The sequence below is a fragment of the Novosphingobium sp. AAP1 genome (assembly GCF_001295765.1).
GTDB classification, from domain to species: domain Bacteria; phylum Pseudomonadota; class Alphaproteobacteria; order Sphingomonadales; family Sphingomonadaceae; genus Novosphingobium; species Novosphingobium capsulatum.
Window position 1 is genome coordinate 25,937 of sequence record NZ_LJHO01000016.1, and the last position, 16,511, is coordinate 42,447.

Consider the following 16,511-nt stretch of genomic DNA (forward strand, 5'->3'; position numbering starts at 1 on the left):
CCGGCGCGGCCAGGCTCAATGCTGCGCGGCAAGGGCCAGCAGCAAGGCATCGACCACCGGTGTCGCGCTGGTTCCATCGGGCAGATCGTTGACCAGCACGGCAAAGGTCAGTGTGTGGCCAGCGGCGGTCGGCAGGAAGCCGGCGAGGGCCTGCGTGCCCAGCAAGGTGCCGGTCTTGGCGCGTAGCTTGCCCTCCAGCGGAGTGCCCTTGAGCCGCGCCTTGAGCGTACCGGTCTGCCCGGCGACGGGAAAGCCCGCGATCCAGTCTGAACCCCACGGCTGCGCCTGCCCCCAGCGCAGCAGCAGCGCCAGTGCGCGCGGGGTAACGCGGTTGTAGGTCGACATGCCCGAGCCATCATAGAGGCTGACACTGCCCGGCGGCAGGCCGGCCGCTTGCAACGCCGCCATGCGCGCGGTGATGCCATCGGCCACCGTGCCAGGGGCGGCAAGGCGCCGCAGCAGCAGTTCGGCATGGAGGTTCTGGCTTTGCCGCAAAGTCAGCGCCACATCCTCGCGCAAGGGCGGGGGCACCAGCCGCGCCAGCACAGGCGGCTCGGCCGGCACGGGGCCATCGCGATGGCGGGCCAGGGTACTGCCGCGCACCGTCACGCCGCGTGCCACCAGCATCCCGCGCAGCACCCATGCTGCCCGCGCCGCCGGATCGGCCAGGGCCAGGGGTATGCGCCAGGTCTTGCCGGCGGGAACCACGCCATCGATGCGCCAGGCGTCTGACCCCGGCAGGGTGTGGCGGGTGAGGGCAGGCTGATCGCCGGTGCCGATGCGCACGGTGCCGCTGATGGTGAGGCCGGCCGGCGGGGCGATCCGGGCGGGGCTGTCGGCTGTGCCAGCGGCTGCCGCGTCGATCGCGGCTACCGCGATATTGTCATCCAGCGTGAGCGCGGAAATCGCCGTGCCCGAGGGCGTGGCCATGTTGTCCCAGCTCATGCCTGAGGGCCAGCGTTCGTCCGCCATGGCGCGATCATCACCGATCACCGCGCCGACCTGATGGGTGTGCGCGGCCACGGCATCGGCCAGGGTGGCCAGGCAATCGACCGCGCAATCGGGCGCAGAAGACAGGCGCGCATCGCCGTGCCCGCGCAAGACCACGTCGGGCCGGTCGGGGCGGCCTTCCAGGGAAACACTCGCGCCGCCGGTGGTATCGGGCTGATCGGTGGCGGGCAGCAGCGCCAGGGCCGCCGCGGTGGTGAACAGCTTGGTGGTAGAGGCTGGCACCATGCGCGCGTCGGCATTGCGCGCGGCTATCACCGCCCCGGTTTCGTCGATTGCGATCAGGCCGATGCGGGCCCCTGCGGGCAGGCTGGCGAGGATAGACTCCAGGCCGTCGCTGGTTTGGCCATGGGCGACCGGCGCCAAGCCCAGCAGCACCACGGCCAGGGCAGGGCGCCAGCCGCGCATCAGTTGGCCGGCCAGTTGTCGATCAGGCGGGCCTTGCCCAGGTGCGCGGCCACCAGCACGCGGGCCGGGCGGCTGCCCAGCGCATCGAGCAGGTCCAGCGTTTCAGCGTCGCGCAGTTCGGCATAGTCGACACGGGCAAACCCGCCGCGCAGCAGCGTGGTGCGCAGGGTTTCCAGGGCGGCATCGGCATCGCCCCCGGCACGCAGGCTGGCGATCGCAGTCTCGATCGCGCGGGGCAGTGCGGCGGCCTGGCTGCGTTCGGCGGGCGTGAGGTACTGGTTGCGGCTGCTCAGTGCCAGGCCATCGGCCTCGCGCACGGTGGGCACGCCGATGATCGCGTCGGCACGCGGCAAGGCCAGGTCAAGATCGCGCGCCATGCGGCGGATGATCGCCAGCTGCTGCCAGTCCTTTTCCCCGAACAGCGCGAATTCGGGCTGCACCTGGTTGAACAGCTTGCACACCACCGTGGCCACGCCATCGAAATGGCCGGGCCGGGCCGCGCCACACAGCGGCTCGTCAAGGCCGGCCACCGAAACGGTCGTGGCAAAGCCCTGGGGATAGACTTCGGTGGGCGTGGGGGCCCAGAGGATATCCACCCCTTCGGCCTCCAGCAGCGCGGCATCGCTTTCCAGGCGGCGGGGATAGGCGTCGAAATCTTCGCCGGGGGCGAATTGGCGCGGATTGACGAAGATCGACACCGCCACGGCATCGGCGAGATCGCGCGCCCGGCGCACCAGCGTGAGGTGCCCTTCGTGCAGCGCGCCCATGGTTGGCACCAGGGCCAGGGTTTTTTCCCCTGTTTTGGATGCAGCGACGGCCGCGCGCAGGTCGTCCAGGCGATAGATGGTTTGCACGCCGGGTGCCTCTCCTTTAAGCCGGGGCAACAACCGGCCGCGCGGCGGGGTTTCCCCTAGCCGTGGTGGACCGGGTGTTCAAGCGTTCGGTTAACCGCCCCAGATCGAGAGAGAGCCCGCGTGTCGACAGGTCCCCATCGCATCGTTTTCGCCAACGAAAAGGGCGGCACCGGCAAATCGACCACCGCCGTCCACGTGGCCGTGGCCCTGGCCTATCAGGGGGCGCGGGTCGCCGCGATCGACCTCGACAATCGCCAGGCAACGCTCCACCGCTATCTCCAGAACCGCGACGAGACCGCGCGCCGCCGCCAGATCCCGCTGCCCAACGCCACCCACGTGGTGTTCAACGATACCACGCCCGAGGCGCTGGACGCGCTGGTGGCCGATCTGTCGCAGGATCATGATTTCCTGATCTTCGACACGCCGGGCCGCGATGATCCACTGGCCCGCCACGTGGCCACCAGCGCCGATACCCTGGTGACCCCGCTCAACGACAGCTTCGTCGACTTTGACTTGATCGGCCAGGTCGACGCCGAAACCTTTCGCGTGCGGCGCCTGTCGTTCTATGCCGAGCTGATCTGGGAAGCACGCAAGAAGCGCGCCATGGCCACGATCCGCGATGCCCGGCGCGAGATGGACTGGGTGGTGGTGCGCAACCGCACCCAGCATGTGGAAGCGCGCAACCAGAAGCGCATCGACCAGGCACTCAACGAGCTGTCCAAGCGCGTGGGCTTCCGCATTTCCAATGGCCTGTCGGAACGCGTGATCTATCGCGAGCTGTTTCCCAGCGGCCTCACGCTGCTCGACAAGGGGCACCTGGGCGAACTGGGCACCAGCCACCTGGTTGCGCGCCAGGAACTGCGCACCCTTGTGGCCGGGCTCAACCTGCCACCGGCCAACCACCGCACAGCTTCTGGCCAGGCGACCCCGATGGTGGACGTCGCGTGACCAAGCTGCTGCTGCTGGCGGCGCTGATCTGCGTGGCGGTCAAGGCGCTGACCCAGCGCTGGCCATGGGAACTGGGCCAGCGCGACACGCGTTCGATTGCTGAAACCCGGGCGCGCAATCTCCTGGGCGTGGGGACCGATGCCAGGCGCGAACAGATCATCGAGGCACATCGCCGCCTCCTTGCCATGGTCCACCCCGATCGCGGCGGCAGCAACGAAGCGGTGCACGAAGCCAACGCCGCGCGCGACCTGCTGCTCGCCCGGCTGGTCGATCGGCGCTGAGCCACCGCACGGCAGCACTGCCACACGGCCGGGGAGCAGGCCATGAACCATTGCTTTGATCCCACGATCCTGCGTGAATACGATGTGCGCGGCGTGTTCGGCGAAAGCCTGGGCGCCGACGATGCCCGTGCCATCGGGCGCTGCTTTGGCACGCAGGTGGTGCGCGCGGGCGGCGGCGCGGTGGTTGTGGGCATGGATGGCCGGGTCAGCTCGCCGATCCTGGAACACGCCTTGGTCGAAGGCCTGAGCGCGAGCGGCGCCGATGTGGTGCGGATCGGCCTTGGCCCCACGCCGATGCTCTATTTTGCGGCGCTGACGCTGCCCGGCGTGGCTGCGGGCATCCAGATCACCGGCAGCCACAACCCCGCCCATCACAACGGTTTCAAGCTGGTGCGCGATGGCCAGCCCTTTTTCGGGGAGGCGATCCAGGATCTGGGGCGCCAGGCGCAGGCCGGCGATTGGGACAGCGGCACCGGCCCGGTGCGCAGCGTCACCGTGCTCGATGCCTATGTCGATCGCCTGCTCAAGGGGCTGGATGGGATCGACCGCGCCGGCCTGGCCGGGCTGAGCATGGCGTGGGACGCGGGCAATGGCGCGGCCGGCCCGGTGCTGGAACGCCTGGTGGCGCGCCTGCCGGGGCAGCACCGGCTGCTTTTTGCGGAGGTGGATGGCACCTTTCCCAACCATCATCCCGATCCCACGGTGGAGGAAAACCTCGCCGATCTGCGCCAGGCAGTTGTGCGGGACGGCTGCGATTTTGGCGTGGCGTTCGATGGCGACGCCGATCGCATCGGCGCGGTCGATGGGCTGGGCCGGGTGATCTGGGCCGATCAGATCGTGATGATCCTGGCGCAAGACCTGCTCGCCCGCCGTCCCGGCGCGCTGGTGCTGGGTGATATCAAGACCGGGCGGGCCCTGTTCGACCGGGTGCGGGCGCTGGGCGGGCAGGCGCAGATGTGGAAATCGGGCCACTCGCACATGAAGACCCGCCTGCGCGAAAGCGGTGCCTTGCTGGCGGGCGAAATGAGCGGCCATGTGTTCCTGGCCGATGACTGGTATGGCTTTGACGATGGCATCTATGCCGCGATCCGCCTGATCGCGGCTGCAGCGCGGTTGGGCCAGTCGATCAACGACCTGCGCGGCGCGATGCCCGATACCATCGCCACGCCCGAACTGCGCTTTGCCGTGGATGAAGCGCGCAAGTTTGCCGCAGTGGACGAGGTGAAGGCGCGGCTTGAGGCGCAAGGCGCCGATATGGTGGCGATCGATGGCGTGCGCGTGACCACGCCCGATGGCTGGTGGCTGCTGCGCGCCTCGCATACCCAGGCCGTGCTGGTGGCGCGGGCAGAAAGCGAGAGCGAGGCAGGGCTGACCCGCCTGATGCAGCAGATCGACACGCAACTGGCGCTGTCAGGCCTGGCCCGCACGGAACAAGTGCCGCATTGAAACGGACCCGTTCCGTTTATTGAAGCATCGCAGGTGCAAGCCAGATTGATCTGCACGTGATTGGAGCGGGTATCATCTTGCCATCGTCGCCCTCGCCCGGCCATGATCGCACCATGGCAACGGGCACGCGCGCATGATCATCGGGATTGACCTTGGCACTACCAATTCGGCCGTGGCGCTGTGGGATGGAGAGGCGGCGCAATTGGTGCCCAATGCCCTGGGGCAGATGCTGACGCCATCGGCGGTGTCCGTCTTGCCCGATGGCACCACGCTGGTGGGCCAGGCCGCGCTGGAGCGGATGGCTGCCAAGGACGGCGTCACCCAGGTCAGCTTCAAGCGCTACATGGGCACCGACCACAAGCTCAAGCTGGGACGCAACACGTTCAGTGCCGAAGAGCTTTCGGCCCTGGTCCTCGCCAGCCTGCGCGATGATGTGGCCGCGCAGACCGGCACCGTGCCGACCGAGGCGGTGATCACCGTGCCGGCCTATTTCAACGACAAGCAGCGCAAGGCGACGCGACGCGCCGGTGAACTGGCCGGCCTATCGGTGCGCCGCCTGATCAACGAGCCGACGGCCGCCGCATTGGCGTTTGGCCTTGCCAGCCGGGGCGAGCATGAGCCGTTCCTGGTGTTCGACCTGGGCGGGGGCACGTTCGACGTCTCGATCGTGGAGATGTTTGCCGGCATCGTCGAGGTGCGCGCCTCTGCCGGGGACAACCGCCTGGGCGGAGACGATTTCAACGCGGCGCTGGCCGGTGCGGTGCGGGCGCGGCTCGATCCCGATGGCCTGCTCGACCGGCTGAATCCCGAACACGCCCGCGCCCTGCTGCTCCAGGCGGCAGAGCGCACGCGCCGCGCGCTGTCTGACACGGGCGAGGCGGAATTGGCGCTGACCGTGGCCGAGCAACGCCTGGCGACCCGCGTAAGCGCGGCCGATCTGGAAACGGCGGCCGAACCCTTGCTGCGCCGGCTGCGCGATCCGGTGGTGCGCGCGCTGCGCGACAGCCAGATCGACACGGCCAGCCTTTCCGAAGTGGTGCTGGTGGGCGGGGCCACGCGCATGCCGGTGGTGCGCAAGGCGATCACGCGGCTGTTCGGCCGCTTTCCCAATTCCACCGTGCATCCCGATCATGCCGTCGCGCTGGGTGCGGCGATCCAGGGCGGGTTGATCGCGCGCGATGGCGGGCTGGACGAAGTGCGCATCACCGATGTCTGCCCGTTCACCCTGGGCGTGGACCGCAGCGAGCGCGATGGCCGTGGCGGCATTGTCAGCGGTCTGTTCACCCCGATCATCGAGCGCAATACCCCCGTGCCGGTCAGCCGGGTGCATTATTTCCAGACGATGGGCGACAACCAGCGGCGGGTGGAATTCGGCATCTATCAAGGCGAGGCGCGTGAGGTTTCGGGCAATGTCCGGCTGGGCGCGGTGGATATAGCCGTGCCGCCGCGCCCGGCGGGCGACGTGCAGGTGGACGTGCGCTTCAGCTATGACAGTTCGGGCCTGCTGGAGGTGGACGTGTCGATCCCCCTTACCGGGGAAAGCCGCAACGTGGTGTTCGTGGACGAGGAGGACCGCAAGGACGATGCGGAACTCGACCGCCGCCGGCGTGCCCTGGCCGCGCTGAAGGTTCACCCGCGCGAGGACGCCGGCAACCAGGCCCTGCTCGCCCGGGCAGAGCGCATGTGGGAGGATCACCTGGGCGATGTGCGCACGGTGATCGGCCAGTGGATCATCGCATTCCAGTCTGCGCTGGAAAGCCAGGACCATCGCACCATTGCCCAGGCCCATGCCGACCTTGCTGCCCGGCTCGACAGCCTGGACGCGGAGATGCCACTGTGATTGACGGCGCCTGGGGCCGCCTGGGCATCGCGCCAACCCCCGATCAGGGCGCGATCCGCCGCGCCTATGCCGATGCGCTGCGGGCGATGGACGTGGACGCCGATGTTGCCGGCTTTGCCGCGCTACGCCAGGCGCGCGATACGGCTTTGGCCTGGGCGCGCAGCCAGGCGGCGCAGGTCAGTGCGCCCGATGCGCCCGGCGATCCCACCGCGCTGCCCGTGGCGGGGGAAGACGAGCGCGCAACAGCGGCAGAGGCGGCTGACGATACCCCGCCGGGCACCTGGCCCCACGCCGCACCCCGGCTGGACGGGCATGCCGACGCAGGCACCGTACGTGCCGGGCACGACCATGGCCACGATGCGCTGGTGCCGGCCTTGCCGTTTGCGCCGGCGCGCGGTCCGGCCGATGATCAGTTCGTGGTGCAGAGACCCACCTTGGCACCGATCGTTCTGGCCGGGGCAGCCGATGCGCCGGGGGTAAGCCTTGGGCGCCAACAACCCCAAACGCGCGCCGATCATGCCTTGCATGACCTGCTGCTCGCCGGGCCGGGGACGGAGTTTGGCCTGACCGCAGACGATCGCGCGGCCGCCCTGGCCCTGCTCGATCGGCTGATCGCCCAGGCCGATGCCGGCGGGGTGGACCTGTGGTCCCGCACCGAGGAATGGCTCGCCGAAACCCTGGCGCGCAGTTGGCCGCGCGCGGCGCCGCTGCTCGACCGCGCCGCGCAGGCGTTCGGCTGGGCCGATCGGCCGGCGACCACGGGCGATTCGCCGGCTGTGGCGTTCCTGATCTCGCGCCTGGGCAGCCAGCCGCTGGTGCGCACGGCCCACCCGCCGCAAGACGCGTTGTTCGTCGCGCTGATGCCCGAGGGTGGCAGCGAGGCGCCGCTTGACGGGGTGGAGGAAGCGGCGGCGCTTGCGCATCTGCAAACCCTGCTGGGCGAGGCGCACATGGCCCAGGTGGAACGATCGGAAGAGATCGAAACCTGGCTGGCTGACCTGCTCGCGCAATCCTGGCCGCGCTCTGCCCCGCTGCTCGAACCGGCGGCGCAGGCGCTTGGCTGGGAACGGGAACGCGGCACGCTGAACGAGCGGCCGGTGATCGCCTTTCTCAACGCGCGGCTGCGCGGCCTGCGCTTTGCCCGCAAGGTGCAGCACAAGGGCCACCCATTACACAAAGCCTGGGCCGAACTGACGCGCACTGGCACGCGCAAGGGCCTGTTCGTGTCGCGGCGCCAGGTGCGCCAGTTGATCGATGGCGTACGCAGCAATTTCCCCGAGCTTGAACAGCACTTCAATCCTGTCCTCGTCGCCGCCTGGGAGCCGCAGGGCAGCAGCGGCGGCGGTATCGGCAGGAACTTTGGCTGGATCGCGATCGTGCTGATCGGGCTGGTGCGTTTGGTGATCGCCATTGCCGATTACCATGAAGCACCGTCCGGCCAGGCGCCCCCCTATGAATCTACAGCCAGTGTCGATCCGGTTAGCGATCCGGTGCTGGGCAAGGCGATCACGATTCTGTTTGGGCCAGGCCTGTCGTTTTCCGATCTCAAACGGCACAATCCCAGCCTCGCCGAATCGCTGAGCATGGACCGGCGGACGACCGACGATCCCGCTGTATTGGCTGGCAAAGGCCAACACATTCTGACCGGAGCCTTCTTGAATGCGCTGCAGCGCGCCGTTCCACCACGGTTGGACGAATTTGCCCGCTGGCGGCTGGATGTGATGGCGGCAGCGCGGGAGAAAGGGGCGGACGCCTGTGTGAGCGTGGCGGGTGGCGGCGACTTGCCACAAGGCGTGTCGCTGGCAGACGCGCCGCTGGCACGACAGCAAAAGCTGGCGCGCGCCATGCTGGAAGCAGACGCGATCAACCTGGTGCCGTCTGCGGCGGAAAAAAGCTATGCGATCCCCGGCCCGATGGTGGCGCGGGTTATCGCCATCGCCGGTCTCCCCGAAGCGCGGGTGCGCGCCGCTTTCCATAACCAGGGCACATCCGCCGACCAGTGCACCGTGCGCATGGCGCTGATCAAGGCTGCTTTGGCGTGGAAGGGCGCCGATCGCGTGGCGATCCTGCAAGGCACTTGAGAGGGGGCACCTGAGCGGGCCTCTCGCAGCGGCGGGGCAGGCTTCCTATCTTATGACAATGGCCATGATCCCGCCCGAAATCGAAAACTGGTTTGCCGGGCGTGGCTGGCGGGTGCGTCGGCACCAGGTCGACATGCTCGCGGCGGCTGATGCCGGGCAGCATGCGCTGCTGGTGGCCGATACCGGCGCGGGCAAGACGCTGGCCGGGTTCATGCCCACGCTGGCGGCGTTCTGCCCCTCGCGCCTGGGCGATGCGCCGCCCCCGCAAGGCCTGCACACGCTCTATATCTCGCCGCTGAAAGCCCTGGCGCACGATGTGCAGCGCAACCTGCTGACGCCGATTGCCGAAATGGGCCTCAACCTGCGGGTGGAAACGCGCAGCGGCGATACCCCGTCCGATCGCAAGGCGCGGCAGCGGGCTAAGCCACCGCAGGTCTTGCTGACCACGCCCGAATCGCTGTCGCTGCTGCTGAGCTATCCCGAGGCGTCTGAAATCTTCAGCGGGCTGAAACGCGTGGTGATCGACGAGATCCATGCCTTTGCCACGGGCAAGCGCGGCGATCTGCTGGCGCTGGCCTTGGGGCGGTTGCAGGCGATCAGCCCCGATCTGCAACGCGCAGCGCTGTCGGCCACCGTGGCCGAGCCCGAAAGCTTTCGCGGCTGGCTGGCCCCCTGGGGCGAGATTGACACTGTTTCTCTGGTCGAGGGCGAAACCGGCGCCCCGCCCGAGGTGGAAATCCTGCTGCCGCAGGAAGAGCGCGTGCCGTGGGGCGGCCATGCCGCCGCCTGGGCGGTGCCGCAACTGATCGAGATGATCCGCGCCAACCGCGTCACGCTGGTGTTCACCAACACGCGCTTTCTGGCCGAATATATCTTTCAGCTGCTGTGGGATGCCAACGAGGGCAACCTGCCGATCGGCATCCACCACGGCTCGCTGTCGGCCGAGGCGCGGCGCAAGGTCGAAGGGGCAATGGCGCGCGGCGAGCTGCGCGCGCTGGTCTGCACCGCCAGCCTCGATCTGGGGGTGGACTGGGGCGATATCGACCTGGTCGTGCAGATGGGCGCGCCCAAGGGTTCCTCGCGCCTGCTGCAGCGCATCGGTCGTGCCAACCACCGGCTGGACCAGCCGAGCCGCGCGGTGCTGGTGCCGGGCAACCGCTTTGAATACCTGGAGGCGATGGCCGCGCGCGATGCCGTGCACGAGGGCCAGCGCGATGGCGAGGATTTCCGCCCCGGCGGGCTTGATGTTTTGGCCCAGCATGTGATGGGCTGCGCTTGTGCCGGCCCGTTCGAGGAAGCCGCGCTGCTGCAGGAGGTGCGCGCTTGCCTACCCTATGCCTGGGTGGACGAGGCGGTGTTTGCCCGGGTGCTCGATTTCGTGGCGACCGGCGGCTATTCGCTGCGTGCCTATGATCGCTTTGCCCGCATCGTGCGCGACAAGGCCGGTACCTGGCGGCTGACGCACCCGGAACAGGCGGCGCGGCATCGCCTCAATGCCGGGATCATCGTCGATTCCGAAATGCTCGAGGTGCGCTTTCGCAACGGGCGCTCGCTGGGCAAAGTGGAAGAGCATTTCGGCGCGCAGCTGAGCCCGGGCGATACGTTCCGCTTTGCCGGGCTCGACCTGGAAGTGGAAGGTGTGCGCGATCTGGAACTGGTGGTGCGCGCGGCGAAAAAGGCCGGGCAGATCCCCAGCTATGGCGGCGCGCGCATGCCGCTGACCACGCATCTGTCCACCCGTGTGCAGGCGATGCTGGCCAACCGCGGCACCTGGGCGCGGTTTCCCGACGACGTGCGCGAATGGCTGGAAATGCAGGACTGGCGCAGCCGCCTGCCCGCGCCGGGCGAACTGCTGGTCGAAAGCTTTCCCTATCGCGGCCGTGCCTATAGCGTGTTCTACACGTTCGAGGGGTGGAACGCGAACCAGTCGCTGGGCATGCTGATCACCCGGCGCATGGAGGAACTGGGCCTGGCGCCGCTGGGCTTTGTGGCCAACGACTATGCCCTGGCGGTGTGGAGCCTGCGCCCGATCACCGATCCCGCGCCGCTGCTGTCGCCCGACATCCTCACCGACGAATTCGTCGACTGGGTGCAGAATTCGCACCTCTTGCGCCGGGCGTTCCGCGAAGTGGCGGTGATTTCCGGCCTGGTGGAGCGGCAGCATCCCGGCAAGCGCAAGAGCGGCAAGCAGGTAACCTTCTCTACCGACCTGATCTATGACGTGCTGCGCAAATACGAACCCGACCACGTGCTGATCGAGGCCGCCTGGGCCGATGCGCGCGCGCGCATGACCGACGTGGGCCGCCTGGCTGACCTGCTCGACCGTTCAGCGGCAGAACTGGTGCATGTGGAACTCGACCGGGTGACGCCGCTGGCCGTGCCGGTGCTGGTGATGATTGGGCGCGAAAGCGTGGCCCAGGGCGAGGCCGACGACGAACTGGTGATGGAGGCGGAAAGCCTCGGCGGGCTGGCGATGCGGGCCGATTAGCGGGATTGCGCTCCCTGGGTGGGGGCTTCGACAAGCTCAGCCCGAACGGAATTTCCCGATTGTCTTGCCCTCCCGTTCGCCCTGAGCCTGTCGAAAGGCGGCCAGCGCAACATGAGCCGGCAAGCGCCGAATCCAACAAAAAAGGCCGGAAGGTATCCCTTCCGGCCCTTTTTTGTCAGCGGTTTGGCTGATCAGCCCTTGAGCACTTCGGCCAGGGTCTCGCCCAGCAGGCTCGGCGAGGGGGAGACGCGGATGCCCGCGGCTTCCATCGCGGCGATCTTGCTTTCCGCATCGCCCTTGCCGCCCGAGACGATCGCCCCGGCGTGGCCCATGCGGCGACCCGGAGGAGCCGAGCGACCGGCGATGAAGCCGGCCATCGGCTTCTTGCGGCCACGCTTGGCTTCGTCGATCAGGAACTGCGCGGCCTGTTCTTCCGCGTCGCCACCGATTTCACCGATCATGATGATCGACTTGGTTTCGTCGTCGGCCAGGAACAGTTCCAGCACGTCGATGAAGTTGGTGCCGTTGACCGGGTCACCGCCGATGCCGACGGCCGTGGTCTGCCCCAGGCCGATGTTCGAGGTCTGGAACACGGCTTCATAGGTGAGCGTGCCCGAGCGCGAGACCACGCCGACCGAGCCCTTCTTGAAGATCGAACCGGGCATGATGCCGATCTTGCATTCGTTTGGCGTGAGCACGCCGGGGCAGTTCGGGCCGATCAGGCGCGACTTGCTGCCGGCGAGCGCGCGCTTGACGCGCACCATGTCGAGCACCGGGATGCCTTCGGTGATCGCCACGATCAGTTCCATTTCCGCGTCGATCGCTTCCAGGATCGAATCGGCAGCGAATGGCGGCGGCACGTAGATGCACGATGCGGTCGCGCCGGTGGCGTGCTTGGCTTCGGCGACGGTGTTGAAGTTGGGCAGCCCGATGTGGGTGGTGCCGCCCTTGCCGGGCGTCACGCCGCCGACCATCTGCGTGCCATAGGCCAGGGCCTGTTCCGTGTGGAACGTGCCGGTGGCACCGGTCATGCCCTGGGTGATGACCTTGGTGTTCTTGTTGACCAGAATGCTCATGGATCAGGCGACCTTCTGCACTTCGGCGACGATCTTCTTGGCAGCATCACCAAGGTCGTTGGCCGGAACGATGGGGAGACCGGAGTTGGCGAGGATGTCCTTGCCCGCTTGCACGTTGGTGCCTTCGAGGCGCACGACGAGCGGAACCTGCAGGTTCACTTCCTTGGCCGCGGCAACGATGCCTTCGGCGATGATGTCGCACTTCATGATGCCGCCGAAGATGTTGACGAGAATGCCCTTCACCGCCGGGTCCGACAGGATCAGCTTGAACGCGGCCGTCACCTTTTCCTTGTTGGCGCCACCGCCCACGTCGAGGAAGTTGGCCGGGAACATGCCGTTGAGCTTGATGATGTCCATCGTCGCCATGGCCAGGCCCGCGCCGTTGACCATGCAGCCGATGTCGCCATCGAGCTTGATGTAGGCCAGGTCATACTTGCTGGCTTCGATTTCGGCGGGGTCTTCCTCGGTTTCGTCCCGCAGCGCAACAACGTCGGGGTGACGATAGAGCGCGTTCGAGTCGAAGCTCATCTTGGTGTCGAGGACGAGCAGCTTGCCGTCCTTGGTTTCCACCAAGGGATTGATTTCGAGCATGTCGCAATCGAGCGCGACGAACGCGGTGTAGAGCTGCTGCGCGATCTTGGCGGCCTGCTTGTTGAGGTCACCCGACAGGTTCAGCGCAAAGCCAACGGCGCGGCCGTGGTGGGGCATGAAGCCCTGGGCCGGATCGATGGTGATCGTGGTGATCTTTTCCGGAGTCGCGTGGGCGACTTCTTCGATGTCCATCCCGCCTTCGGTCGAGACGATCAAGGCAACGCGGCCAGTGGCACGGTCAACCACCAGCGAAAGGTAGTATTCCTTAGCGATATCAACGCCATCGGTCACGTAGAGGCGGTTGACTTGCTTGCCCGCTTCACCGGTCTGCACGGTGACGAGGGTGTTGCCGAGCATTTCCTGAGCGAAGCTTTCGACTTCCTCGATGCTCTTAGCGAGGCGCACGCCGCCCTTGGCGTCGGCCGGCAGTTCCTTGAACTTGCCCTTGCCGCGGCCGCCGGCGTGGATCTGCGCCTTGACGACATAGAGCGGCCCGGGCAGCTGCTTGGCCGCAGCCACCGCTTCTTCGACCGTGAGGGCGGCGATGCCGGCAGGAATGCCGACGCCGAACTTGGCGAGCAGTTCCTTGGCCTGATATTCGTGGACGTTCATGCAGGATCCCCGCTTACGTATGAGTGAAGGGAGGGCGTAGCGCCGTGTTTTCCGCGCTGCCATAAGCACAGGTTTTCGCAGTTGCAAAGACCTTCATTGCGCGATTAATCTGCGCACTGTCGGAATCGCTAGCTGGCAGTGGCGCCGGGCAGCGTTCTTGCCCCCTCTTGCCAATCGGGAATCGTGCGCCCAAGGCTGGGCCAGGCATGATCGATCCCGTCACCCTTGCAACCATCGTCGAGGAAGCCGCCGCCAAGGCGCTGGCTCTCTGGCCGGGCCACGGCCATGCCCCCAGGATATGGGACAAGGGGCACAACGATCCGGTATGCGAGGCCGATCTGGCGGTCGATTCCTTTCTGCACGACCAGCTTGGCGCCCTGCTGCCCGAGGCTGGATGGCTGTCGGAAGAATCTGCCGATGATCCTGCCCGGCTGGAGCGGGGGCTATGCTGGGTGGTCGATCCGGTGGATGGCACCCGCGATTTCGTGCGCGGCCGGCCGGGCTGGGCAGTCTCTGTCGCGCTGGTTGCGGCGGGGCGCCCGATCGCGGCCATCCTCGCCGCGCCGGCGCGTGACGAGGTGTGGCTGGCGATGGCCGGGCAGGGCGCCACGCGCAATGGCGTGCCGCTGGTTGCCAGCCAGCGCATGGCGCTGAGCGGCGCACGCATGCCGATGGACCTGCGGCCGCCGACCGAGGTGGACCTGGTCATGGTCGACAAGCCCAACTCGATCGCGCTGCGCATGGCCATGGTCGCGGCGGCCGAGGCGGATCTGCTGGCAACCTGGCGCTGGGGCTATGAGTGGGACATTGCCGCTGCCGCGCTAATCGCGCAGGAAGCCGGCGCCCTGGTGACCGACGCGCATGGCGCGGACCTCTTGTTCAACAAGCCCGATCCGCGCGCATTCGGCGTGCTGGTCAGCGCACCGGCGATCCACGAAGCCGCCCGTGCGCTGGTTTCTCCCGCCACGTCCAAGGCCCTGCGCGGCTAGGCCGGGGTCAGGCCTCGGCAAAATCCTCGGTGTCGATCGTGGCGCGGATCGTTTGGGCATAGCGGTGGCCGGCGACGGTCTGCTGGTTGATCAGCGCGTCGATCTCGGCCGTGACGGCGACGGGGATCTGCCAGTCCCAGCGCGCGATGTTTTCCTCGAGGTGGGCGATCTTGCCGGTGCCGGGAATCGCCACGATGTGATCGCCCTTGCCCAGCACCCAGGCCAGCGAGAGCTGCGCCGGGGTGACGCCCTCACGCGCGGCGATGGCGTTGAAGGCATCGACCAGCGCCAGGTTATGCACCCAGTTCTCGCCGACAAAGCGCGGCATGGCCTTGCGGATGTCGCCGTCTTCCAGGGCCTGCGGATCGCGCACGCCATTGGCCAGCACGCCGCGCGCAACCGGGGAAAACGCCACGAACGTGGTGCCCACCTCGCGGCAGGCGTCGAGCACGGCAATTTCGGCCTGACGCGTCCACGGCGAATATTCGGTCTGCATCGCGGCAATGGGATGGACGGCGGCCGCGCGGCGCAGCGTATCGGCCGACATTTCAGAAAGGCCGATCGCGCCGATCTTCCCTTCCTTGATCAGGTCGGCCATCGCGCCCACCGAATCCTCGATCGGCACGGTGAAATCGCGGCGGTGCATGTAATAGAGATCGATGTGATCGGTCTGCAGCAGGGTCAGCGACTTTTCCAGCTCGGCGCGGATCGTGTTCGGGTGGCAATCGACCCCGCGCTTTTCGCCGCTGGCGAAGATGCCCATCTTGCTGGCAAGGAACACCTTGTCGCGCTTGCCCTTGAGCGCCTGGCCCACCAGCGTTTCGTTATGCCCCTGCCCATAGAGGCGCGCGGTATCGAAGTGATCATAGCCCACGTCGATCGCGCGGTGCAGCAAGGCAATACCGTCGGCGTCGGTCGGCCGCTCGCCATAGGCCCAGCTCAGCGACATGCAGCCCAGCCCGATCGGGTTCATGGCTTTGCCGGCCAGCGTGCGGAAGCGGTGCGAAGCGGTGGACATTGCGGTATCTCCTTGTTGGCGCGGGGAATGCCAGCCGATGGTGCGCTGCGTCAACCGGCATGAGGGGCAAACGAAAAGGGGCGCCATCCGGTCTGGATGGCGCCCCCTTTGCAAGGGCCAAGGCCGTTGCGGCTTACTGGCCGCGGGCGCGGGCCACGTCGTCCTGCGTCACCGGCACAATCTTGATTTCCACGCGGCGGTTGGCGGCGCGGCCTTCCTCGGTGGCGTTGGAGGCGATCGGGCGGGTCTTGCCAAAGCCCTGTGCGCGGATACGGGCCGGGGCCACGCCACGCGACGACAGGTAATCAGCCACGGCCTGCGCACGGTTCTGCGACAGGGTCATGTTGTAGGCATCCGACCCGGTCGAATCGGTGTGGCCATAGACGTCGATCAGCGAGTTGGGATACTGCACCAGCGACTGGGCGACGCGGTCGAGCGTGTCGCGGAACGCGGGCTTGATCATCGTGCTGTCGGTGTCGAACGTCACGCCGTTGGGGAGGTTGACGAGGATCGCCTGGCCATTGTCGGTCGGCGTCACGTCGACGCCCGAGCCGGCGGTCTGTTCGCGCAGCTGCTTGATCTGCTTGTCCATGGTGTAACCCACGGCCGCGCCGGCGATGCCGCCGATGCCCGCGCCAACGATGCGGCCGGTGCCACCACCGATCAGGCCGCCGAGCAGCAGGCCACCCAGGGCGCCCGCGCCGGCGCCGATCGCGGTGCGCGACACCTTCTGCTGGCCGGTGTTGGGATCGGTGACGCAGGCCGACAGGCTGACCAGCGACACGGCGCACATGCTGGAGACAAGCACCCGACTGAATTTCATGACAAATACCCCTTCTTTCATCCTCGGCCCGGCAATTGTGCCCGCCAG

At 67.6% G+C, this 16,511-nt stretch carries 13 protein-coding genes; 7 read left to right on the forward strand and 6 right to left on the reverse strand.

Features of this window, described 5'->3' with window-relative positions:
- Positions 1-15: 15 nt before the first annotated feature.
- Together dacB and panC are read right to left on the reverse strand one after the other, a co-directional pair.
- Positions 16-1,416, reverse strand: coding sequence for a D-alanyl-D-alanine carboxypeptidase/D-alanyl-D-alanine-endopeptidase (gene dacB, locus IP65_RS18450; protein WP_082350250.1), 1,401 nt, complete (start codon positions 1,414-1,416; stop codon positions 16-18).
- On the reverse strand, positions 1,416-2,270 hold the full coding sequence (gene panC, locus IP65_RS18455; protein ID WP_054132599.1) for a pantoate--beta-alanine ligase: 855 nt from the start codon (positions 2,268-2,270) through the stop codon (positions 1,416-1,418). Before panC ends, dacB begins: the two co-directional genes overlap by 1 nt.
- Before the next feature lie 120 nt (positions 2,271-2,390).
- Between panC and IP65_RS18460 the strand changes: the two genes are divergently transcribed.
- The 6 genes from IP65_RS18460 (at position 2,391) to IP65_RS18485 (ending at position 11,354) form a co-directional block, all read left to right on the forward strand.
- Positions 2,391-3,218, forward strand: coding sequence for a division plane positioning ATPase MipZ (locus IP65_RS18460; protein WP_054132600.1), 828 nt, complete (start codon positions 2,391-2,393; stop codon positions 3,216-3,218).
- Positions 3,215-3,499 carry a molecular chaperone DnaJ gene (locus tag IP65_RS18465; protein ID WP_022675311.1) on the forward strand — a complete coding sequence of 95 codons (285 nt, stop codon included), beginning with the start codon at positions 3,215-3,217 and terminating at the stop codon, positions 3,497-3,499. The genes IP65_RS18460 and IP65_RS18465 overlap by 4 nt, the downstream gene beginning before the upstream one ends.
- Positions 3,500-3,541: 42 nt before the next feature.
- The gene (gene pgmG / locus IP65_RS18470) at positions 3,542-4,945 is read left to right on the forward strand and encodes a phosphoglucomutase/phosphomannomutase PgmG (RefSeq protein WP_054132601.1); all 1,404 of its coding nucleotides are present in this window, start codon (positions 3,542-3,544) and stop codon (positions 4,943-4,945) included.
- Positions 4,946-5,078: 133 nt separating this feature from the next.
- Positions 5,079-6,785 (forward strand): Hsp70 family protein, encoded by a 1,707-nt coding sequence (locus IP65_RS18475; protein WP_054132602.1) that lies wholly within the window; start codon positions 5,079-5,081, stop codon positions 6,783-6,785.
- Positions 6,782-8,866, forward strand: coding sequence for a hypothetical protein (locus IP65_RS18480; RefSeq protein ID WP_054132603.1), 2,085 nt, complete (start codon positions 6,782-6,784; stop codon positions 8,864-8,866). Before IP65_RS18475 ends, IP65_RS18480 begins: the two co-directional genes overlap by 4 nt.
- 52 nt (positions 8,867-8,918) lie before the next feature.
- Complete coding sequence (locus tag IP65_RS18485; protein ID WP_054132604.1) at positions 8,919-11,354, forward strand: ligase-associated DNA damage response DEXH box helicase; 2,436 nt, start codon at positions 8,919-8,921, stop codon at positions 11,352-11,354.
- A 191-nt stretch (positions 11,355-11,545) separates the two neighbouring features.
- Here IP65_RS18485 and sucD read toward each other — a convergent pair whose 3' ends face one another.
- Together sucD and sucC are read right to left on the reverse strand one after the other, a co-directional pair.
- The gene (gene sucD, locus IP65_RS18490) at positions 11,546-12,430 is read right to left on the reverse strand and encodes a succinate--CoA ligase subunit alpha (RefSeq protein WP_054132605.1); all 885 of its coding nucleotides are present in this window, start codon (positions 12,428-12,430) and stop codon (positions 11,546-11,548) included.
- Positions 12,431-12,433: 3 nt separating this feature from the next.
- Positions 12,434-13,633 (reverse strand): ADP-forming succinate--CoA ligase subunit beta, encoded by a 1,200-nt coding sequence (gene sucC / locus IP65_RS18495; RefSeq protein ID WP_022675717.1) that lies wholly within the window; start codon positions 13,631-13,633, stop codon positions 12,434-12,436.
- 206 nt (positions 13,634-13,839) lie between these two features.
- On the opposite strand from sucC, the gene IP65_RS18500 reads away from it, so the two are divergent.
- Positions 13,840-14,622: an inositol monophosphatase family protein gene (locus tag IP65_RS18500; RefSeq protein ID WP_054132606.1), complete on the forward strand. Its 783-nt coding sequence runs from the start codon at positions 13,840-13,842 to the stop codon at positions 14,620-14,622.
- 7 nt (positions 14,623-14,629) lie between these two features.
- Here IP65_RS18500 and IP65_RS18505 read toward each other — a convergent pair whose 3' ends face one another.
- Both IP65_RS18505 and IP65_RS18510 read right to left on the reverse strand, forming a co-directional pair.
- Positions 14,630-15,640, reverse strand: coding sequence for an aldo/keto reductase (locus IP65_RS18505; protein ID WP_054132607.1), 1,011 nt, complete (start codon positions 15,638-15,640; stop codon positions 14,630-14,632).
- Between the two features lie 133 nt (positions 15,641-15,773).
- Positions 15,774-16,463 carry an OmpA family protein gene (locus IP65_RS18510; RefSeq protein ID WP_054132608.1) on the reverse strand — a complete coding sequence of 230 codons (690 nt, stop codon included), beginning with the start codon at positions 16,461-16,463 and terminating at the stop codon, positions 15,774-15,776.
- Positions 16,464-16,511 lie beyond the last annotated feature (48 nt).

What these genes read in the sequence shown, in the direction of transcription:
- dacB (WP_082350250.1), bottom strand. Translation starts at nt 1,416, where the DNA reads ATGCGCGGCTGGCGCCCTGCCCTGGCCGTGGTGCTGCTGGGCTTGGCG.
- pgmG (WP_054132601.1), top strand. Translation starts at nt 3,542, where the DNA reads ATGAACCATTGCTTTGATCCCACGATCCTGCGTGAATACGATGTGCGC.
- IP65_RS18475 (WP_054132602.1), top strand. Translation starts at nt 5,079, where the DNA reads ATGATCATCGGGATTGACCTTGGCACTACCAATTCGGCCGTGGCGCTG.
- IP65_RS18485 (WP_054132604.1), top strand. Translation starts at nt 8,919, where the DNA reads ATGACAATGGCCATGATCCCGCCCGAAATCGAAAACTGGTTTGCCGGG.
- sucD (WP_054132605.1), bottom strand. Translation starts at nt 12,430, where the DNA reads ATGAGCATTCTGGTCAACAAGAACACCAAGGTCATCACCCAGGGCATG.
- sucC (WP_022675717.1), bottom strand. Translation starts at nt 13,633, where the DNA reads ATGAACGTCCACGAATATCAGGCCAAGGAACTGCTCGCCAAGTTCGGC.
- IP65_RS18500 (WP_054132606.1), top strand. Translation starts at nt 13,840, where the DNA reads ATGATCGATCCCGTCACCCTTGCAACCATCGTCGAGGAAGCCGCCGCC.
- IP65_RS18505 (WP_054132607.1), bottom strand. Translation starts at nt 15,640, where the DNA reads ATGTCCACCGCTTCGCACCGCTTCCGCACGCTGGCCGGCAAAGCCATG.
- IP65_RS18510 (WP_054132608.1), bottom strand. Translation starts at nt 16,463, where the DNA reads ATGAAATTCAGTCGGGTGCTTGTCTCCAGCATGTGCGCCGTGTCGCTG.